Origin of the sequence: Allorhizobium sonneratiae (genome assembly GCF_023700755.1) — a bacterium.
Lineage (GTDB): Bacteria > Pseudomonadota > Alphaproteobacteria > Rhizobiales > Rhizobiaceae > Allorhizobium > Allorhizobium sonneratiae.
In genome coordinates, this window is sequence record NZ_JAMKOJ010000007.1 from 182,639 (window position 1) to 202,411 (window position 19,773).

Annotated in this window: 20 protein-coding genes and 1 tRNA gene; 16 read left to right on the plus strand and 5 right to left on the minus strand. The window is 56.2% G+C overall.

The window, feature by feature from the left end; all coding sequences use genetic code 11:
* The 9 genes from NAC44_RS14130 (at position 1) to visR (ending at position 8,560) form a co-directional block, all read left to right on the plus strand.
* Complete coding sequence (locus NAC44_RS14130; RefSeq protein WP_250941747.1) at positions 1–468, plus strand: chemotaxis protein CheW; 468 nt, start codon at positions 1–3, stop codon at positions 466–468.
* The gene (gene cheR, locus NAC44_RS14135; protein ID WP_250941748.1) at positions 465–1,373 is read left to right on the plus strand and encodes a protein-glutamate O-methyltransferase CheR; all 909 of its coding nucleotides are present in this window, start codon (positions 465–467) and stop codon (positions 1,371–1,373) included. Before NAC44_RS14130 ends, cheR begins: the two co-directional genes overlap by 4 nt.
* Positions 1,370–2,419, plus strand: a complete 1,050-nt coding sequence (cheB, locus tag NAC44_RS14140) for a protein-glutamate O-methylesterase CheB (protein WP_250941749.1) — start codon at positions 1,370–1,372, stop codon at positions 2,417–2,419. The genes cheR and cheB overlap by 4 nt, the downstream gene beginning before the upstream one ends.
* On the plus strand, positions 2,419–2,808 hold the full coding sequence (locus NAC44_RS14145) for a response regulator (protein ID WP_027486928.1): 390 nt from the start codon (positions 2,419–2,421) through the stop codon (positions 2,806–2,808). Before cheB ends, NAC44_RS14145 begins: the two co-directional genes overlap by 1 nt.
* Positions 2,805–3,371 (plus strand): chemoreceptor glutamine deamidase CheD, encoded by a 567-nt coding sequence (gene cheD / locus NAC44_RS14150; RefSeq protein WP_250941750.1) that lies wholly within the window; start codon positions 2,805–2,807, stop codon positions 3,369–3,371. The genes NAC44_RS14145 and cheD overlap by 4 nt, the downstream gene beginning before the upstream one ends.
* A 441-nt stretch (positions 3,372–3,812) precedes the next feature.
* The gene (cheT, locus tag NAC44_RS14155) at positions 3,813–4,202 is read left to right on the plus strand and encodes a chemotaxis protein CheT (protein ID WP_250941907.1); all 390 of its coding nucleotides are present in this window, start codon (positions 3,813–3,815) and stop codon (positions 4,200–4,202) included.
* A gap of 462 nt (positions 4,203–4,664) precedes the next feature.
* The gene (fliF, locus tag NAC44_RS14160) at positions 4,665–6,347 is read left to right on the plus strand and encodes a flagellar basal-body MS-ring/collar protein FliF (RefSeq protein WP_250941751.1); all 1,683 of its coding nucleotides are present in this window, start codon (positions 4,665–4,667) and stop codon (positions 6,345–6,347) included.
* 713 nt (positions 6,348–7,060) lie between these two features.
* Complete coding sequence (visN, locus tag NAC44_RS14165; protein WP_250941752.1) at positions 7,061–7,804, plus strand: transcriptional regulator VisN; 744 nt, start codon at positions 7,061–7,063, stop codon at positions 7,802–7,804.
* Positions 7,805–7,816: 12 nt separating this feature from the next.
* The gene (gene visR, locus NAC44_RS14170; RefSeq protein WP_250941753.1) at positions 7,817–8,560 is read left to right on the plus strand and encodes a transcriptional regulator VisR; all 744 of its coding nucleotides are present in this window, start codon (positions 7,817–7,819) and stop codon (positions 8,558–8,560) included.
* Between the two features lie 46 nt (positions 8,561–8,606).
* Here the strand turns inward: visR and NAC44_RS14175 are convergent, their stop codons facing one another.
* The 3 genes from NAC44_RS14175 to NAC44_RS14185 all read right to left on the minus strand — a co-directional run bounded on the left by NAC44_RS14175 (position 8,607) and on the right by NAC44_RS14185 (position 11,353).
* Positions 8,607–9,728, minus strand: a complete 1,122-nt coding sequence (locus NAC44_RS14175) for an AI-2E family transporter (RefSeq protein WP_250941754.1) — start codon at positions 9,726–9,728, stop codon at positions 8,607–8,609.
* Between the two features lie 322 nt (positions 9,729–10,050).
* Positions 10,051–10,127, minus strand: a tRNA-Arg gene (locus NAC44_RS14180).
* Between the two features lie 56 nt (positions 10,128–10,183).
* Positions 10,184–11,353, minus strand: coding sequence for a M20 aminoacylase family protein (locus NAC44_RS14185; RefSeq protein WP_250941755.1), 1,170 nt, complete (start codon positions 11,351–11,353; stop codon positions 10,184–10,186).
* A gap of 189 nt (positions 11,354–11,542) precedes the next feature.
* Between NAC44_RS14185 and NAC44_RS14190 the strand changes: the two genes are divergently transcribed.
* The 4 genes from NAC44_RS14190 to NAC44_RS14205 all read left to right on the plus strand — a co-directional run bounded on the left by NAC44_RS14190 (position 11,543) and on the right by NAC44_RS14205 (position 15,316).
* Entirely contained in the window at positions 11,543–12,646 is a 1,104-nt protein-coding gene (locus NAC44_RS14190; RefSeq protein ID WP_250941756.1) for a D-alanyl-D-alanine carboxypeptidase family protein, read from the plus strand.
* Positions 12,647–12,685: 39 nt separating this feature from the next.
* Entirely contained in the window at positions 12,686–13,858 is a 1,173-nt protein-coding gene (locus NAC44_RS14195; protein WP_250941758.1) for a CobW family GTP-binding protein, read from the plus strand.
* A 320-nt stretch (positions 13,859–14,178) separates the two neighbouring features.
* The gene (locus tag NAC44_RS14200; protein WP_250941759.1) at positions 14,179–14,544 is read left to right on the plus strand and encodes a helix-turn-helix domain-containing protein; all 366 of its coding nucleotides are present in this window, start codon (positions 14,179–14,181) and stop codon (positions 14,542–14,544) included.
* Positions 14,537–15,316, plus strand: coding sequence for a DUF6456 domain-containing protein (locus NAC44_RS14205; protein WP_250941760.1), 780 nt, complete (start codon positions 14,537–14,539; stop codon positions 15,314–15,316). Before NAC44_RS14200 ends, NAC44_RS14205 begins: the two co-directional genes overlap by 8 nt.
* 57 nt (positions 15,317–15,373) lie before the next feature.
* On the opposite strand, the gene NAC44_RS14210 is transcribed toward NAC44_RS14205, so the two are convergent.
* Together NAC44_RS14210 and tlpA are read right to left on the minus strand one after the other, a co-directional pair.
* Positions 15,374–15,994, minus strand: a complete 621-nt coding sequence (locus NAC44_RS14210; protein ID WP_250941762.1) for a glutathione S-transferase family protein — start codon at positions 15,992–15,994, stop codon at positions 15,374–15,376.
* 22 nt (positions 15,995–16,016) lie between these two features.
* Positions 16,017–16,679 carry a thiol:disulfide interchange protein TlpA gene (tlpA, locus tag NAC44_RS14215; protein WP_250941764.1) on the minus strand — a complete coding sequence of 221 codons (663 nt, stop codon included), beginning with the start codon at positions 16,677–16,679 and terminating at the stop codon, positions 16,017–16,019.
* 24 nt (positions 16,680–16,703) lie between these two features.
* Here tlpA and argH point away from each other — a divergent pair, with 24 nt between their 5' ends.
* The 3 genes from argH (at position 16,704) to lysA (ending at position 19,709) form a co-directional block, all read left to right on the plus strand.
* Positions 16,704–18,107 (plus strand): argininosuccinate lyase, encoded by a 1,404-nt coding sequence (gene argH / locus NAC44_RS14220; protein WP_250941766.1) that lies wholly within the window; start codon positions 16,704–16,706, stop codon positions 18,105–18,107.
* Positions 18,108–18,233: 126 nt separating this feature from the next.
* Positions 18,234–18,416: an LPS translocon maturation chaperone LptM gene (lptM, locus tag NAC44_RS14225; protein ID WP_250941768.1), complete on the plus strand. Its 183-nt coding sequence runs from the start codon at positions 18,234–18,236 to the stop codon at positions 18,414–18,416.
* Positions 18,417–18,428: 12 nt separating this feature from the next.
* Positions 18,429–19,709, plus strand: coding sequence for a diaminopimelate decarboxylase (lysA, locus tag NAC44_RS14230; RefSeq protein ID WP_250941769.1), 1,281 nt, complete (start codon positions 18,429–18,431; stop codon positions 19,707–19,709).
* Positions 19,710–19,773 lie beyond the last annotated feature (64 nt).

Consider the following 19,773-nt stretch of genomic DNA (forward strand, 5'->3'; position numbering starts at 1 on the left):
ATGTCGTATGCGGTCAAAAATCTGGCTCAGGGAGCCCGCGAACTGATCGCCTTCCGCATCGGTGATCAGGAGTTCAGCGTCAATATCATGTCTGTCCGCGAGATTCGCGGCTGGACACAGGCAACGCCCATGCCGCACGCTCCTCATTATGTGATGGGGGTCATCAATTTGCGCGGTGCGGTCCTGCCGATTATTGATCTCTCCAGCCGATTGGGCATGAAGCCTGTGGAGCCGACGGCGCGGCATGTCATCATCGTTGCCCAGGTGCGGGCAAAAGTGGTTGGCCTGCTCGTTGATGCGGTCTCGGATATCCTGACTGTGACAGATGATAGCATACAGCCGGTTCCGGAGATTTCTTCGGATCTGGAACGTCAATATGCCCGAGGCATCCTGTCGATCGACAGGCGAATGATTTGCCTGGTCGAACTCGACAGTCTTTTCTCTGACAGTGAAAGCGAAGCTGCATGACACCGGTTTCCACCACGCATAGCCGTCATGGCGACGACGAGATCATGGCCAGCGGTGAATATCCGCTGACAAGGCGCGATCTGAATGAGATTGCTGCGATGATCTATGCCGATGCCGGCATCGCGCTCAATGACAGCAAGGCGTCGCTTGTCTATTCAAGATTATCGAAGCATATCCGCAATCTCGGCCTGCGTGGATTTCGGGAATACTGCACTCTTGTCTCTTCACCGGAAGGGGCGGATGTTCGCCGTGAGATGCTGTCGCATCTGACCACCAATTTCACCCGGTTTTTCCGGGAAAACCATCATTTCGATCATCTGCGCACCGAGGTGCTGCCGGGACTGATCAACAGGGTGAAAAGTGGAGGACGGGCACGTATCTGGTCTGCTGCGTGTTCCGACGGTCAGGAACCCTATTCGATTGCTCTGACAGTTCTGTCCTTGCTGCCGAATGCTGCCGATTACGATTTTCGTATCCTGGCGACCGATATCGACCCGAAAATTCTGGCCCAGGCGAAGGCTGGCGCCTATGACGAAACAGCGCTTGAAACCGTCAATCCGGCCATGCGCAAGCAATGGTTTCGTGAGGTGGACATCAACGGCCGCCGCAAATTCCAGATTGACGACAAGGTCAAGCGGCTGATTACCTTCAACGAATTGAACCTGATGGCGCAATGGCCACTCAAGGGTCCTTTCGACGTGATCTTCTGCCGCAATGTGGTGATTTATTTCGATGAACCCACCCAGATGAAGATCTGGTCACGGTTCGCCGGTCTGCTGGACGAGGGGGCTATGCTCTATATCGGACATTCGGAACGTGTGTCTGGTGACGCCAAGGCGCTTTTCGACAATACCGGCATCACCACCTACAAATATATCGGCAAACATGGAGGGCGCAGAGCATGACGGTACCCGCTCGCGTTCTCGTGGTCGATGACAGCCCCACAATGCGTGGCCTGATTACGGCTGTTCTTAATTCCGATCCTGAAGTCAATGTGATCGGCCAGGCTGGCGATGCGATGGAGGCGCGTGCCGCCATCAAGCAGCTCAATCCCGATGTAGTGACCCTTGATATCGAGATGCCAAACATGAATGGTCTCGATTTTCTGGAAAAAATCATGCGGCTTCGCCCGATGCCGGTGATCATGGTCTCGGCCATGACCCATCGCGGTGCCGAAGCGACGCTTGCGGCGCTGGAAATCGGAGCTTTCGATTGTGTCGGCAAGCCGATGCCAGGTGAACCACGGCCCTTCGGCGATCTGGCGGACAAGGTCAAGGCGGCTGCCCGTTCGCAGCGTCGCCGCTCTCCGACCGCCGCAGCCAGCGCACCCGCAGCGGTTGCTCCGGCTGCTGATTTTCGGGTGGGACGAAAGATTGTCGCGATCGGTTCTTCAACAGGTGGGGTTGAGGCGCTGATAGCGGTCCTGCAAAAATTTCCACGCAATTGCCCTCCAACCGTGATTACGCAGCACATGCCGCCAGCTTTTACAAAAAGCTTTGCCGACAGGTTGAATAGGCTTTGTGCACCGGTGGTGGAGGAAGCAACGGACGGCGCCAGGCTGCAGATCGGTAAGATCTATCTGGCGCCGGGTGGGGAAAGGCATCTACAGGTGGTCAATGCATCGGCACCCAGTTGCCGTCTGCTGGAGCAGCCGCCTGTGAATGGGCACCGTCCATCGGTCGACGTTCTGTTCGATTCGGTGGCGGAAGTGGCCGGGCGCAATGCTGTCGGCGTCATACTGACCGGTATGGGGCGAGACGGAGCATCCGGAATGCTGAAAATGAGAAGCGCAGGCGCGCGGACCATTGGGCAGAATGAAAAGACCTGTGTGGTCTATGGTATGCCTCGCGTCGCCTATGAACTGGGCGCTGTCGAGCATCAATTGCCGCTTGGATCAATCGGCGAAGAAATTTTAAAACTAACGGCCGCACGGAAAGAAGGTTACGAATAATGTCAATAGCTGAAAAAATCAAAGTCCTGATTGTGGACGACCAGGTTACCAGTCGTCTCCTCCTCAGCGACGCTCTTACCCAACTTGGCTTCAAGCAGATCACTGCCGCCGGCGACGGTGAGCAGGGCATGAAGATCATGGCGCAGCAACCCCATCATCTGGTCATTTCGGATTTCAACATGCCGAAGATGGATGGTCTCGGCCTGCTGCAGGCCGTGCGCAGCAATCCGGCAACAAAAAAAGCAGCCTTTATCATTTTGACGGCCCAGGGCGACCGTGCGCTGGTGCAGAAGGCGGCGCAATTGGGAGCCAATAACGTTCTGGCAAAGCCGTTTACCATCGAAAAGATGAAAGCGGCGATCGAAGCTGTTTTCGGAGCATTGAAATGAGCGATGAAGCTGCGTCACGCAGGGTCCATATTATTCAAGGTGAATACAAGGTGATCAGCGATCCGAATGTGGTCCTGTCCACCATTCTGGGATCTTGCGTCGCAGCTTGCATGCGCGATCCCGTTGCCGGGGTGGGGGGAATGAACCATTTCCTCCTGCCAGGTTCCGCCTCTCCGGGCATGGGCGGGGGCGATGCGACGCGTTATGGCGTGCATCTGATGGAATTGCTGATCAACGGTCTTCTGAAGAAGGGGGCACGGCGCGATCGGCTTGAGGCAAAGATTTTCGGAGGTGCAAAAACCATTGCGACCTTCTCCAATGTCGGTGAGCAGAATGCTGCCTTTGCCATGCAGTTTCTGAGGGATGAAGGTATCAAGGTCGTCGGTTCATCGACAGGTGGCGAGCATGGACGCAAGCTGGAATACTGGCCTATCAGTGGCCGTGCCCGTCAGTATCCGTTGACTGGTGCCGAAACACAGAAGACTGTTGCGCTCGAGCAGCAGAGGTCGCACAAGCCGGCGCCCGCACAAAAGCCGGTCGAAAGTTCGATCGAATTCTTCTAGGTCTGCAATACGGCCTGGCAGCGTTTTGCATCGGAAAGGTGGATGGTTTGAGGGGGCAGATCATGCCCCATACTGACCAGTCGCCAGTGGGATGGGTTGCGCGTTGCTGACTAAGCGGCCTATCCGAAATCCATGGTACGGCGGTCGCCATATTCTTGTATTTGTTTAGCAAAAAGTTCTAATATTGTTAAGGAAAGCAGGCTAGAACAGAAAGTCAACGAGCATCGGCTTGGGGAGATGAAACTGGAAACCACCATTGATTATTGCAGCCCGACAAAAGATATGCTGCAAATGGAGGTTGAGCGTGAATACGAGAACCGATGCTGTTTCGTGGCGTGTATTTGATACGGGCAGCCTGTTGATTTGGATAGGACTGTCCCAGTGTCGTATTCATATCGGAGAGCTCCGCAGCAACCTGATCCAGCACGACAGGTTGAATTGATGAAGAAGCAGGATAAAACGGAGACCACGAACGTGGAAGAATCATTGCCTGAAATTCTGATGCGTGTTGTGACGGAACTGCACGATGTTGCCTATCTGATCGAGCGCATCGAACCGCAAGTCTTGGAAATTTGTGGCCCCAAGGCGATGGAATCGATTGAAACTCTGAAGATATTGCAGGGTATCGATCTTGCCGTGCAGAAATCCCGCGGTCTTGCTGAATTTATCGATACGATCACAGCTGATGTTTCCTCAGAGTGGAAGGTCGACATGACCACGGCGCTGAGCCTGGTGAAACTGAGCGAAATGCAGAAGGCTTTGGGCGACGGTCTGCGCCATGGGCATTCGCAACCCTTGACGAAAGCTTCCGGTGATTTCGATTTTTTCTGATCACTTATGATCAGAGCATACTGCGAGAGCATGTTGGGTGAATAAAGCTTCACGATATGGTCTTGAGGGGTGATTATTGGCAACTCCAGCCGGAAAGCTGGCACGACATGTCTCATTGAAACACGGGAGATGCCTATCAGGCTTATATTGAGCCTGCGAGTCAGTCTTTTCTATATGTTTTTGTTGTTTTTTTAAAAAAACCGTTTCTGTTTTCGTTTGAGACGGGGCTCGTTTTCAACATCCATATTTCTGTATAACGAACCCACCTTCGGTTTAAAAGTCTGCTTCGCTGAGGGAAAAGTGGGGCTGACATATGATAGCAACAACATTCAGGCGGGTTTTCGTGTCGAGCAGCTCTGCTGCGCTGTTCCTTTTTCTTTGAAGGAAACGTTCGCACAAGTTTCAAATCCTAGGGTTGGGTAGAGTAATGCCGAAACCTCCTGTTTGACGGTGCGAGACAGAATGAATCTGTTGAATCAATTGATGCAAGTCCTCAAAAACCTGTCGGCTCTTGGGCCGGCCAAATTGTGGACGATGGCCGGGGTGGGTCTGGTGTCGATGGCTTTGATCATCGGCGGTGCGATCTATGTGAACAAACCCGCTTATGAAACCCTGTATGTCGGGCTTGAACCTTCCGACATCAATCAGATCAGCCTTGCGCTGGCGGAAGCAGGTATCGGATTTCAGACCGGCACGGATGGGAAAAGCATTCAGGTGCAGGTTGGTATGACCGGAAAGGCGCGGCTGCTTCTGGCCGAGCGCGGACTGCCTAACAGCACCACAGCCGGGTATGAACTGTTCGACAATGTCGGTTCGCTTGGTTTGACATCCTTCATGCAGCAAGTCACCCGTGTGCGGGCGCTTGAAGGGGAAATCGCCCGCACGATTCAGCAGATCAATGGCATTGCAGCGGCGCGTGTGCATATCGTCATGCCGGATGTTGGCAATTTCCGTGAGGGCCAGCAAAAACCGACAGCCTCTGTGATGATCCGTGCCAGCAATGCGATCGGACGCAAGGCTGCACCCTCGATCCGGCATCTGGTTGCCTCGGCTGTCCCGGGGCTTCAGGTCGATGATGTGACAATTCTGGATTCAACAGGTCAGCTTTTGGCGACAGGCGATGAGACCGGCGGGATTGCCAATCGTAACCTGACGGCTGCCGAAACCATGCAGAAGGAAGTCGAATCTAACATCGACAAGGCTCTGGCCCCTTTTCTTGGCATGGACAACTTCCGCTCAAGTGTGACGGCGGATTTGAATACGGATCAGCAGAAAATCCAGGAAACGATCTATGATCCCAATTCCCAGGTGGCGCGCTCGACGCGTGTCACCAAGGATGATCAGAAATCGCAGTCGCGCCAGCAGGACACTGCGGCAACTGTTGAACAGAACATTCCGCAAGCAGCGCCGCAGGGTGGCAGCGGCGGTCCGGAATCATCTGACCAGCAGAACAAGAAAGAAGAGCAGACCAACTACGAAATCAATACGAAGACAGTTGCCACGGTGAAAACCGGCTACACTGTCCAGAAACTGTCCATCGCAGTTGTCGTCAACCGCCAGCGCATCGAAGCCATGGTCGGCAAGCCGGCCGATCAGGCCAAGGTCGATGCCTATCTGGCAGAAATGCAGAAGATTGTCAGTTCGGCGGCCGGCCTTGATCCCAAGCGCGGCGATGTCGTCACTGTCACGGCCATGGATTTCCTGGAGAATCAGCTTCTGGATGCGGCACCGACCGGTCCGAGCATCATGGAAATTCTGAGCCGCAACATGGCAGGCATCATCAACTCGGTTGCTTTCCTTGCCGTTGCCTTCCTTGTGGTTTGGATGGGTATTCGTCCGATGGTCCGTTCGATGGGCGGTGGTGGTGTTGCCGCCGAAGGGGCAAGCGAAGGCATGGGCGGTTTGGAACTGCCGGACTTCTCGCCAGGGCTTGATGCTGGCGGCGGCGCGCTGATGGACGGCTTCGGCTCCGACTTCGGCTTTGACAGTGCCGATGATGTGCTGGCGCTGGACAACGACCCGAATGGCGGTTTCAACCGTCGCGTCAAGGAAGGTCCGGAACGCAGGCTGGCACGGATGGTGGAAATTTCGGAAGAGCGTGCGGCGAAGATCCTGCGCAAATGGGCGGTCGAAAACGCTGCCTGATCCTTCCCGGTCGCAACAGGTCGTCCACCTCTTCAAATCGAGAAAGAATCATTGCGCCAGTTCTACTGGCGCAATTTCGTTTTCAAGCCGGGATTTAGGGCATGTCCAGCACAAGTGTGAAACGGTTTTGGTCCCGAAATACGGAAACGCTTTATAGCGCCGAGCACCAAACATGGCGCATAACGGTCGCTCTAACGCTTTAAATCTGCTACATAATTGCTTAAACCGTTTCCGTTTAAGCAATTATGTAGCAGCTGTGAGTTTTAGACAGATTTCGGTGTTCTGCAGGATGTTTGAGATCGAGTGACGAAGGAGTTACACAGCAAATTTATAGCGTTACAGAATCTTATATGCGTTTGATAAAACGCATGATTCTGTAGAAATCTGATCCAAGCTCCTTTCTCATCTGAGTTCCCGTTTGAACTTTTGTGACGGTCTTTCGACAGGAAACCCGTCGTCAGTGAGGCTCTACCGTTATCTAGTCTCTTGTTTTTAAATTAATTTATGTGATTCCGAATATTCGGATATTTTCTGCCGATAATGCAAGCCTGTGGGTCACGCAAAAGCAGGTAACACTTTGCGGTCATATGTTTTACAATCGGATCAGGTGATTCGGCATTATACCCGGATCCTGTGGCGAAACTGCGGAATGGGCGGCTTGCGCAGTAAAGCAGAGAGAAGGGCGGCCGATTTTCCCTTGAAAGGGGAGTGATATGCATATGGAACTCCTTGAGCCATCAGGCGGTCAAGGGATTCGAAATCTGGCGTCGAACAGGTCTGAGGGACAAGCTGTCCGTGATGCCATGATCGGACAGCTATCATCGGCAGCCGCTTTGGGAAATATCCGTAACTGCATGCGCCTATTGGCTGATTATGCCGGTGCGTCGCATTATCTCCTGGCGCGCTATGATCTCATTCAGGACAATGGTCTTGATTTTGTGGTGACGGCAAACTGGCCTTTCGATCTCGTGCGCGGACTTGCCGCAGATATGGTGATCTCAGCGACGCGTGTGACGGAGCTGGAAAAATGCCTGACACTGATGCAGGCCAAATTTGGCATGTTGCCTGACGAGCTTGATGTGCCGGACGGTGTCAGCCGTCAATATTGTTCCGTTCTTTTCAATGTCGGTCGCTCACGGCTGGGATTCGTTCTTCTGCTGCCCGAAGGCTATGTTATTTCGCCAGAACGGCTGCGGGATGTCGGTCTTCTGGCGGCCTATTGTGTCAGTCTGTCGTCGGCAAGGTCTCAAAAAGCGGATCGTGACTTCGAATTGACCGAACGGGAACTTGAATGCCTGTTCTGGATTGCGGAAGGCAAGACCAGCGATGAAATTGCGACCATTCTGGGCATTTCGCGCAACACGATCAACAATTACATCACCAGCGTCATGCGTAAGACGGCAACCAAGACCCGATCCGAGGCAATTGCCTATGCGGTTCGGAACAATCTTGTTTGAGAAAGAGGGAATATGGCGTTTAATGCAGATATATCCAGTGGCCGCATGACGGCCGGGGGTGATCCGCGCGTACGGATGGTTTCTGCCAGAAGCGACCTTTTTCCGCGTTTGATCGCCATGCAGAAAGCCTTAGGCGCCCGCAGTTTTGCCGTCTTCCGGGTCGCAGGCTCCGGACTGCCGCGCAAACGCAGCCTGCATTGCGATTTTGAAAGCTGGACCGTGGGTGTCAACAGCGATGCCTTTATCGGTTGCTATGGTGATCTGTTATTGACCCATCTTGATGACCTGCTGCTGCCGCTGGTCTGGAGTAGCAAGGATGAAGTGGTTTGCTGTGGCAGCAGGAGTTTCACCGCTTTTATGAGCCGTCTTCCCACGACGTCACTGTCTTATGGCGGCATTGCCTTTCCCGTGCGGCTCGGCACTGTGGGCAACGGTTATGTCATTTTTGCCTTTCAGGCGACGGTGGACCTGTCTGCAGATGTGATTATCGACATCCATAATCGCTGCTGCCGTTTAATGGTGGATCTTATTGCTGTCAGTGAACGTAAAAATGCACCCTCGGAGGCTTTGAGCGATCGGGAAATCGCCTGTCTGCAATTGGCAGGCGACGGTCGGATCAGTGAAGAGATTGCCGAAAATCTCGGCCTGTCTGTGCATACGGTCAATGCCTATCTTGGATCGGCGACCATCAAGCTCGATTCGGTCAATCGTATCCAGGCGATCGCCAAGGCCATACGCCTTGGTTATATTACCTGAATAGGGATGATTCAACTGACTGTTCAATCCCGGCGGATTGAAGAGATTATGCCCGGGACTCGTTTTTTGCGTCCTGTGCCTCGATCAGCCATTCCCGCCAGATGGTCACCAGAATGGCCATGATGACCGGACCGACAAACAGGCCGAGCAGGCCCATTGTCTTCACACCGCCGACCAGTCCGAAAAAGGTCGGCAGGAAAGGCAGCTTGATCGGGCCGCCGACCAGGCGCGGACGCAAGGTCTTGTCGACGATAAACAGTTCCAGCGTGCCCCAGGCCAGAAGGCCGAGACCGGCAATCAACGATCCCTTTGCGGCCAGATAGATCGACATCAGCGTAAAGCAAAGTGGAGCGCCACCTGGGATCAGCGCCATGAAACCGGTGATGATGCCGAAGGTAACGGGAGAGGAGACGCCGGCAATCCAGTAGGCGCAGCCCAGAACAATGCCCTCACCAACGGCAATCATGGTCATGCCGGTCACGGTGGAACTGATGGTCATCGGAACAAGGCGTGACACTCTTGTCCAGCGGCTCGGCAGGATCCGCTCGCCGACCGTATCCACCTGCGCCACGATGCGCTCGCCGTCGCGATAGACAAAAAACAGCGAGATCAGCATGAAGAGCAGGGTCAGTATGCCATGGAAGGCGGAACTGCCGATCACGAGAATGCCGCGATAGATGGTGCCGATATTGGCGCCGCTGACCAGTTGCACCACTTCGCCCAAGGAACCGGGATGTCCGACATATTGATCCCAGTGGCCGGCAAGCCACGGTCCGGCAAATGGGATCTGAATGATCCAGTCGGGAACCGGGGCGCCGATTTCATTGGCTTTCAGTGCCCAGGCGCCCCAATGCTTGATTTCGTTGACTGCGTAAAGCCCGGCCAGCGTGATCGGCGTGACGATGAAGAAGACGACAAAGATAATCGCCACGGTCGCGCCGACCGTCCGGTTCCCCTTTGTCAGGGACAGGATACGCCGGTAGAGTGGCCAACTGGCAATGCCGATAACGGTCGCGGCCAGAATAGGCACGACAAAGCCATAAAAGAAGTAGACCCCCGCCAGCAGAATGGCGACGAGCAGCCAGCGGGCGGCCGATGTCGGGCCAATCAGGGCATTACGCTCTGATGGAAGCCTGCGCACGGGATGAGGAGTGGGTTGGTTCGCCATCTCTGTTTTCGCGTTTCTTATGCTCACCTGTTCACTCCAAAATCGAGGGGCTTGCAAGCTTTGCCCTCACCGATGCGCGGTTCGCCCGGCTCTGTCCTCGGGATTTTACGTCTTAAATCCAAAAAGCTCGTGAAAATATGACATCAACACGGCAAGGTGAGGATTTTCTATCCCTAGAGCGCGATTCGATCTGATTGCATCAGATCGGCGCTCCAAGATTTTCTTTTTGAAGCACAATCTTATCGATACTCGTTTCACTCCGTTCGGATTGTGCTCTCAAGCAAAGAAGCTTGGTTTCCTGTACGACAAGCTCTGGGCGATATGGTGATCCCGACGCGATTCGAACGCGTGACCCTCAGATTAGGAATCTGATGCTCTATCCTGCTGAGCTACGGGACCATCATGCTCCTCCATACAAAACCGGCGCATGAAAGCCAAGTCCTTTCATCATGCACTCAGGCAGGGCCGAGCCTTTGCTCGCACAGCTTGGCCCAGTAGGAAATGCCATAGGCGATCGCGTCGTCATTGAAGTCATAGGCAGGATTGTGCAGCCCGGCCGTATCCCCGTTGCCGATCATGATATAGGCGCCGGGGCGGGCCTTGAGCATGAAAGCGAAATCCTCTCCGGCCATAGAGGGCTCGACCGCGGTGTTAACATTGGCCGCGCCTGCGATGTCGATGGCGGCGCGGGCAGCGTAATCGGTTTCCTGCGGATGATTGCTGGTGACGGGGCAGGGGCGCTCATAAACGACTTCGGCGCTTGCTCCGTGGGCGGCGGCGATGCCGGTGGCGATTTCGCGGATGCGCCGTTCGGCGAGGTCCTGCATAGCGTCGTCATGGGTGCGGGCCGTGCCGGTCAGATGTGCTTCTTCAGGAATGATGTTATGGGTTGTGCCAGCCTGAAAACGGGTGACGGAAATCACCAGCGAGTGGACTGGATTGGCATTGCGCGCCGCGATCAGTTGCAGGTTCGTGACGATTTCCGCCCCGATGGCAATCGGGTCGATGGCGCGATGTGGTTCGGCGGCATGGCCGCCCCGGCCCTTGATGGTGATGAAGAATTTGTCGGGCGCGGCCATGATGCCGCCCTTGCGCATGGCAAATGTGCCGACGGCCATGCCCGGCATATTGTGCATGCCATAGACTTCCTCGATGGCGAAGCGTTCCATCAACCCATCCTTGATCATGGCATCGGCGCCGGCGCCACCTTCCTCGGCGGGTTGAAAGATGACCGCCACCGTTCCGGTAAAGCTGCGGGTCTCTGCCAGATAGCGGGCTGCGCCCAGAAGCATGGCAGTGTGGCCGTCATGACCGCAGGCATGCATCATGCCTTGCCGCTGGGATGCCCATGGTTTGCCGGTGATTTCAGACAAGGGAAGGGCGTCCATGTCGGCCCTGAGGCCGATCACCCTGCCGGATGCTCCGCTGCGGCCATGAATGAGGCCAACCACACCGGTTTTGCCCAGGCCTTCGACAATCTCGTCCACACCGAAGCTCTTCAATTTTTCGGCAACAAAGGCGGCGGTGTCGTGGACATCGTAAAGCAGTTCCGGGTTCTGGTGCAAATAGTGCCGCCATTCCCGTACATCGGCTTCCAGTTCGGCGGCTCGGTTCAAAATGGGCATAGGACTTCCTGATCACATGCTTGGGAAGCTGGTGCTTTCCGGCTTTATCCTGCGAAGTTGCGATTGACGCGGCGATGTTGCTTTGCCATTGCTTCGCCATGTCATGTCTTATAGGGCATATGGTGGCGCGTTGCGAGAGACATTCGCCGCAGCCGGAAACATACCCGTCAAGAGAGGTTGCTGTTTCTCATGATCTTGAGTCTCGTCCGGCGCAGCGTTGCCGTTTTGGCCCTGTTCGCTCTGTTGATACCTGCCGTTGCCGCGGCAAATCCCATTCTGGTCGTCGATGTCAACACCATGACGGTGCTGCAGCATCAGGACAGCTTCAAGAAGTGGTATCCGGCTTCGCTGACCAAGCTGATGACGGCCTATGTCACCTTTCGCGCCCTGAAAACGGGCGAGGTGACACTCAACAGCGAAGTGACGATGACGCCGCTCGCCTCGGCACAGGCCCCGTCTAAAATGTATTTCCGCCCCGGCGCGAAGATGACCCTCGACAATGCGCTGAAGATGATGCTGGTCAAATCCGCCAATGATATCGCCATGGCGATTGCCGAACGGATTGGGGGCAGCGAGGCAGGTTTCGTCCAGCGGATGAATGCGGAAGCCGCCCGCCTCGGTCTTGCTTCCACCCATTACGTCAATCCGAACGGTCTGCCGGAGGCGGGGCAATATACCTCGGCCCGCGATCTGGCCGTTCTGGCGGTGACGATCCGGCGCGAATTTCCGCAATATTCCGGCTATTTCCGTATCGAGGCGATCAACACCGGCAAGCATGTCTATCCGAATGTCAACATGCTGATCGGCCGTTTCGACGGAGCAGACGGGATGAAGACCGGTTATATCTGCGCCTCTGGCTATAATCAGGTTACCTCCGCCACCCGCAATGGTCGCACATTGCTGTCCGTCGTGCTTGGTGCCGACAGTCTGATGGCGCGGGCCGATATGTCTGCCGATCTCTTGCAGAAATATTTCGATGAGCCGCAGGCTCGCGGTATTCCGCTTGCCGCCCTTCGTCCCGAAAGCCCGGAAGGGCTGGACGCCGTCAATGATATTTCGGCTGAAATCTGCTCGACGGAAGCGCGCAAGAGACGCAGCGAGACCCGTGATCCGAGCGGTCGTCTCAAGCCGCAATCGCCCTATATTCATGAGATGACAGCACCACCCGTCACCGTCTTTGCCGGCCTCATTCCCGGAACCGAGCCGCCGGCGCCAACACCGGTCAAGAACAAGAAGGCCTCGCTGAAGCAGATGAGTGGTGTGCCCATGCCGTCGCAACGGCCTGGGAATTAAAGAGGCTGAAGACGAAACCACGTTAAGGACGCTCATCTCATGGCCGCCTTTGCCGATCGCATTCCCGTTTCGATCCTGACCGGTTTTCTCGGAGCGGGCAAATCGACCTTGCTCAACCGGCTCTTGAAAGATCCCGCCATGCGGGACGCCGCGGTGATCATCAACGAGTTCGGCGAGGTCGGGATCGACCATCTTCTGGTTGAGTCCTCGGGCGATTCGATGATTGCGCTTTCCGATGGCTGCCTGTGCTGTACGGTGCGCGGTGAGCTGATTGATACGCTTGCCGAACTGATGGATGCCATGCAGACGGGCCGGATTGCCCGACTGTCGCGGGTGGTTATTGAAACCACCGGTCTGGCCGACCCGGCGCCGGTCATGCAGTCGGTCATCGGCCATCCGGTTCTTTCGCAGTCTTTTCAGCTTGAGGGGGTGGTGACGGTGGTCGATGCGATCCATGCGCTTGCCACGCTTGACAGCTATGAAGAGGCGCGGCGGCAGGTGGCGGTGGCGGACCGGTTGGTGCTGAGCAAAACACACGCGGGTGACCGCCCCGCTCTCGATGCCGTTCATCACCGATTACGGGCGCTTAATCCACGTGCTCCGATTGTTATGGCCGAGAGCGATGCCGCCGGACAGGCTGACCTTTTGCAGACCGGGCTTTACGATCCCGCGACCAAATCTGCCGATGTCATGGGTTGGCTTCTGGACGAGGCGGACGATCCAGATCACCATCATGACCATGACCATGACCATGACCATGACCATGACCATGACCATGACCATGACCATGCTCACCATCACCATCACCATCACCATCATGATCATTCGCGTCATGGCGACAGTATTCGCTCCTTTTCATTGCTTCATGATGGTTTGATTGCACCGGTGGCGCTGGAGATGTTCATTGATCTCCTGCGCTCTGCCCACGGTCCGAAGCTTTTGCGCATGAAAGCGATTTTCGCCCTGAGTGACAATCCGGACCGGCCTCTCGTCATTCATGGGGTGCAGAGCATGTTTACCCCGCCTCATCGCCTTGCAGCCTGGCCTGATCAGGCTGACCGGCGCAGCCGCATGGTTCTGATTGTCGATGGTCTGGATGAGGATTATGTCCGTTCCTTGTTCGACAGTTTTACAGGCAAAATTGGTGTTGATCGTGCCGATCGTCAGGCGCTTGACAGCAATCCGCTCGCTATCCCCGGAATGAAATTCTGAGCGGTTCTCGCGCATGCCTGACGTGCTCGGGTTTTCTATAAGGCGTGACGGCACCATTCCTTAAGATCCAGTGAGATTTAAGGAATTATACAGCATATTCAAATCTTTACTTGAATTTCTGTTTAGAGTTGTGCCTTGCACAATAAACCCCTTAAAATTTATGGATTCCTGTTTGAGATGTGGAATAAAATCCTTTATTCATTCTGATTATTTTGAATTTCTATATTAAAATCAATACTCAAGGCATTGTTGCGCTAAAAGTTTATTCACCCTGTTTTTGAGCATTATATGAATAAAATCCTATTTTGGGAGATTTCATTATGCTCGATATTCCATCAGATAGTTCCTTGTCGGCTGATATCGCCACACGTGCCCTTTGCCATAGCGTTAACAGAGTGACCGATGAGGTTATGGGACTTCTTGCGCATCCCGCACTTCAGCGCAGCAATCGCCGTCGGCACAGAAGTCAGGTGCGGCAGATTTCCATGTATCTGTGCCATGTGGTTCTAGGGCTTCCACAAAACGAGGTGGCCCTGGCTTTTGGCTATGATCGCAGCACAGTCAGCTATGCCTGCCATGTGATCGAAGACCGCCGCGATAACAAGGCGCTGGACGAGTTGTTGATAGGGCTGGAGCGGATTGTCTCTGCCATGTCGAGCGTTGCGAAAGGATATCGCTATGAATGAGCGAAAAAGCATGGCGCGGCTCTTGCGTCTGGCCAATCGCAAGGTTGTGGCGCGGCAGGAGGCTGATGACAGTGTCGGAATCTTCCGGCGTGAGGACGACATGCTGCTTGCGCGCTTTCCTGCGGCAATGCTGCGCAAGGCACTTGCCGATGGCTTGCTGCGCCAGCAGGGGGAGAGGCTGGAAACCCTGCCGGAAGCGGCGGCATTCCTCCTGCGCATGGAGCAGGCGCAGGCTCAGGAGGGTTTTTCCGCCCAGCATGGCGAGCGGGCAGAGATCCGCATCGATGGACCGGAAGGCTGGCAGACTGCGACGCATAATCGCGATCACTCGACACTATCAGCTCTATTCCGACTGAAAGATCGGAATGGACAGTCTTATTTCCCGCAGGACGCTCTAGCTGCTGGCGAAAAGCTGGCTGCGGATTTTGAAAAGGGCCAATTGCAACCCCGCATGACCGCCTCTTGGCAGCCAAGGCTTGCGCAAAAGCAGAAAGGCCGTCCTGTCACGCCGGATTTATGCGATACCGCGCTCTCGGCCCGAAACCGGGTGAATGCTGCCATCGATGCGCTTGGTCCTGAGCTTTCCGGCGTTGTGCTCGATGTCTGCTGTTTCGGCAAAGGGCTGGAAAGCGTGGAACGGGAACGGCAATGGCCGGCCCGTTCCGCCAAGCTGATGCTCAAGACCGGGCTTCTGGCGCTCGCTCGTCATTATGAGCCACCGCGATCTCGGTCGATGCCGATCCGTGTTTGGACGGAAGCGGCCATGCGATAGAACGTGTCCTGACGGAAAAGCGGTTGCCATTTTGCCTGGCAAACGCTGCTGCGGCTGTCACGTGAGAGGGATCATGACCGTGGTCTGATAGGCGGGGCGCTGTTTCAGGCGTTCATACCAGGCCGCAAGCGCTGGCAGGTCCGGGCGTTCCAGCGGCAGTTCGAACCAGGGATAGATGAAGCAGCCGAGCGGAATATCGCCCATGCCCAGGTTGGCGCCGGAAAGAAAAGGTTGATCTTCGAGAGCGGCATTGGCAAGGGCGAGCTTCTGGCCGAGCGTCTCCGTCACGGCTTTGATCTTTTCCATGTCCCGTTTTTCCGGCGCGGTGCGCACATAACCGACGATGATTTGCACCATGAGGACGGCGACCGTCCCGGAGGTCCAGTCCATCCATTTGTCCGCCCCTGCTCTTGCGGCGACAGAGGCGAATCCGAAACGCTCGCCGCCATGGGCGTCGGCAAGGTAGCGGACAATGGTGTTGGATTCCCACAAGGTCACATCGCCATCCTGCAAAACCGGAACGAGCCCGTTCGGGTTCATGGCGCGAAAGGCCGGATCGTCGACGACGCCGAAAGCACCGCCCGCATCGATCCTCTCATAGGTCAGGCCAAGCTCTTCGGCCATCCAGAGAACTTTCTTGACATTGGTGGAATTGGTGCGGCCCCAGATTTTCATCATGATCTCGTCTCTCTATCTGAATTCAAAGTGTTTTCAGTTTGGCAATCAGGCTTTTGGCGTCCTCGCTTGCCCAGGCGGCAGGCCCGTTCATCGAGGCAATCAGGCAGCCCTTGCGGTCGAGCACCAGCGTTACCGGCAGACCGAAGGCAAGGCCCTGCTTCTTCAGAGTGTTGAACGAGGCCATGCTGGCGTCGCGATAGGCGGCGAGCTTATCGATATGATAGTCCTTCAGGAAGGTTTTCGGCTTCTCGTCGCCACCCGTGTCGATATTGATGGCGATGATGTCGAAATCCTTGTCTCCCATCGCTGCCTGCAGGCTGTTGAGGGCGGGCATTTCTTCGCGACAGGGAATGCACCAGGTGGCCCAGAGGTTGACCAGCAGGGGTTTGCCTTTGAAATCGGCCAGGGTTTTCGTGTCCCCCTTGGCGTCGGTAAAGGTCAGACCGTCGATCATGCGTGGCGGATTGGCTGCAACAAGGGCCGCCACCTCGCCATGGATCAGCGGATCGAGCGCCTTGATTTCGGCAGTGGTTGCGTGGCAGCCGCCGGAAGAGGCCTGTTCGGCCCCATTGCCAGACCCGGTCTCTTTCACGTATACCGCAACCGCGCCGGCAATCAGCCCGGCAATCGCCGCAATGATAATCAATCTGGCGGAAGGAAGCCCGAGCGGTCTCTTTTTCGTCATCGACGTCTCCAGGATTTTGTCGCCATGGCTGAGGAAATGAAGAACGAAACCTCCTCCAACCAGATGTGGGGCGGTCGATTCGCTTCCGGCCCGGCCGCCATCATGGAGGAGATAAACGCCTCCATCGATTTCGACAAGAAGCTCTATGCGCAGGACATTCGCGGTTCGATTGCCCATGCCACCATGCTGGCCCATCAAGGCATTATTTCGCCTGAGGATAAAGATAAAATTGTCGCGGGGCTGAAAACCATCCAGACGGAGATCGAGGAAGGCCGCTTCACCTTCTCGCGCAAGCTCGAAGACATTCACATGAATATCGAAGCCCGTCTGGCCGAGATGATCGGCCCGGCGGCAGGACGCCTGCATACCGCCCGCTCGCGCAACGATCAGGTGGCGCTGGATTTCCGCCTCTGGGTCAAGGAGGAGCTGCAGAAGGCCGAAAGTCTGCTGAGCGATCTGATCACCGCCTTTCTCGACCGGGCCGAAGAGCATGCCGACAGCGTCATGCCGGGCTTTACCCATCTGCAGACCGCCCAGCCGGTCACCTTCGGCCATCATTGCCTTGCCTATGTGGAAATGTTCGGGCGGGATCGCCAGCGCGTGCGCCATGCCATCGAGCATCTCGATGAATGCCCGATCGGCGCGGCGGCGCTGGCCGGAACCGGCTATGCCATCGACCGGCATATGACGGCCAGGGCGCTCGGCTTCCGCGAACCGACCCGCAATTCCATCGATACCGTCTCCGACCGCGATTTTGCGCTGGAATTTCTCTCGATCTCGGCCATCTGCGCCACCCATCTGTCGCGGCTTGCCGAAGAGATCGTCATCTGGTCGACGCCGCAATTCGGTTTCATCCGCCTGTCGGATGCCTTTTCCACCGGCTCCTCGATCATGCCGCAGAAGAAAAATCCGGACGCCGCCGAGCTGGTGCGGGCCAAGACCGGCCGGATCAATGGCTCGCTGATTGCCCTTTTGACCGTGATGAAGGGCCTGCCGCTTGCCTATTCCAAGGACATGCAGGAAGACAAGGAACAGGTCTTCGACGCTGCCGAAAGCCTCGAACTGGCGCTGGCGGCCATGACCGGCATGATCCGCGATCTCACCGTACGCACCGAGCGTATGCGTGCTGCCGCCGGCAGCGGCTATTCCACCGCCACCGATCTTGCCGACTGGCTGGTGCGTGAGGCAGGCCTGCCTTTCCGCGACGCCCATCACGTGACGGGCCGTGCCGTGGCGCTGGCCGAAGACAAGGGCTGCGATCTTGCCGATCTGACCCTTGAAGACTTGCAGGCGATCCATTCCGCCATCACCGAGGACATTTATTCGGTGTTGACCGTCGATGCCTCCGTCGCCAGCCGCAAGAGCTATGGCGGCACCGCACCGGACGAGGTGAAAAAGCAGATCAAATGGTGGCGTGCACGCAACTGATCTCCTGTCATGTCGCGTCCCGTGGTTTTGATCACGGGCCGGCATGGATCGATCACAAAAATCAGGGTGCACAGACAGCCGGTTTTTGGGTAGGAGAGAATGAAGAGTTTTGCCGGACAGGATAAAATGACCGCTTCAAATGTGAGAGTGATGATTTCCGCCGTCGTTCTGGTCTCGGTCGGTCTTGGCCTGTCCGGGTGTGGCCGCAAGGGTGAGCTTGATCCGCCAAGCCCGGCGGCAGCCCCGCAGGGGCAGGCAGGCACGGCCAAACCGGCCCAAAAACATTTTCTCCTCGATCCGCTGCTTTGACGGGGCCTTTTCGTGAATCATTTCCAGTATCGTGACGGCGTGCTCCACGCCGAAGATGTGTCGGTGGCCGAGATTGCCAGGGCTGTTGGCACACCGTTTTACTGCTATTCCACCGCAACGCTGACCCGCCATTATCAGGTCTTTGCCGAGGCGCTGTCCGGCCTGGATGCGCTGGTCTGCTATGCGGTGAAGGCCAATTCCAATCAGGCAGTGCTGAAAACGCTGGCAAGGCTCGGCGCCGGTGCCGATGCGGTGTCGGAAGGCGAGGTGCGCCGGGCGCTTGAGGCGGGCATTCCGGCCAGCCGCATCGTGTTTTCCGGTGTTGGCAAGACGCCGCAGGAAATGGATTTTGCGCTTGAAGCGGGTATTTACTGCTTCAATGTCGAATCCGAGCCGGAGCTGGAAGTTCTGAACCAGCGGGCTTTGAAAGCGGGTAAAAAGGCGCGCGTTTCCTTTCGCATCAATCCCGATGTCGATGCCCGCACCCATGCGAAAATTTCCACCGGCAAGAAGGAAAACAAGTTCGGTATTTCCTTCAAGCGTGCCCGTGCCGTCTATGCCCGCGCGGCCGAGTTGAAGGGTATCGAGGCCTGCGGCATCGATATGCATATCGGCAGCCAGATCACCGAGCTTCAGCCTTTTGCCGATGCTTTCCGGCTGATGCGCGAACTGGTCGAGACCCTGCGCGCGGATGGACACCGGATCGATCACGTCGATGTCGGCGGCGGTCTTGGCATTCCCTATAAGAGCGACAACAGCCCGCCGCCGGAACCTGCCGCCTATGCGGCGGTTCTCAAGGAGCAGCTTGGCGGTCTCGGCTGCCGTGTCGTGGCGGAGCCCGGACGTCTGATTGTCGGCAATGCCGGTATTCTGGTCACGGAAGTGATTTACGTGAAGGATGGCGGCGAGAAGCGTTTCGTCATCGTCGATGCGGCGATGAACGATCTGATCCGCCCGACGCTCTATGAAGCCTATCACGATCTGCGCCCGGTTGAGCTGGCCACAGCAGAGACGCCACGGATCAAGGCGGATGTTGTCGGTCCCGTATGCGAAACCGGCGATTATCTGGCGCTCGACCGGGAGATGGCCGAGCCGAAGCCCGGCGATCTTCTCGCCATCGGGTCCGCCGGTGCCTATGGTGCAACGCAATCGTCCAGCTACAATACCCGCCGTCTCGTGCCGGAAGTGCTGGTCAAGGAGGCTGATTTCCATGTCATCCGTCCGCGCCAGACGTATGAAGAGCTGATCGGGCTCGATAAAATTCCGGACTGGCTGAACGATCAGGCTGGATAATGCAGCCTTCCCCTCGTCTTCGCCATAAAGAATGCTATCCTGACCGGTAAGGATCACCGATCCG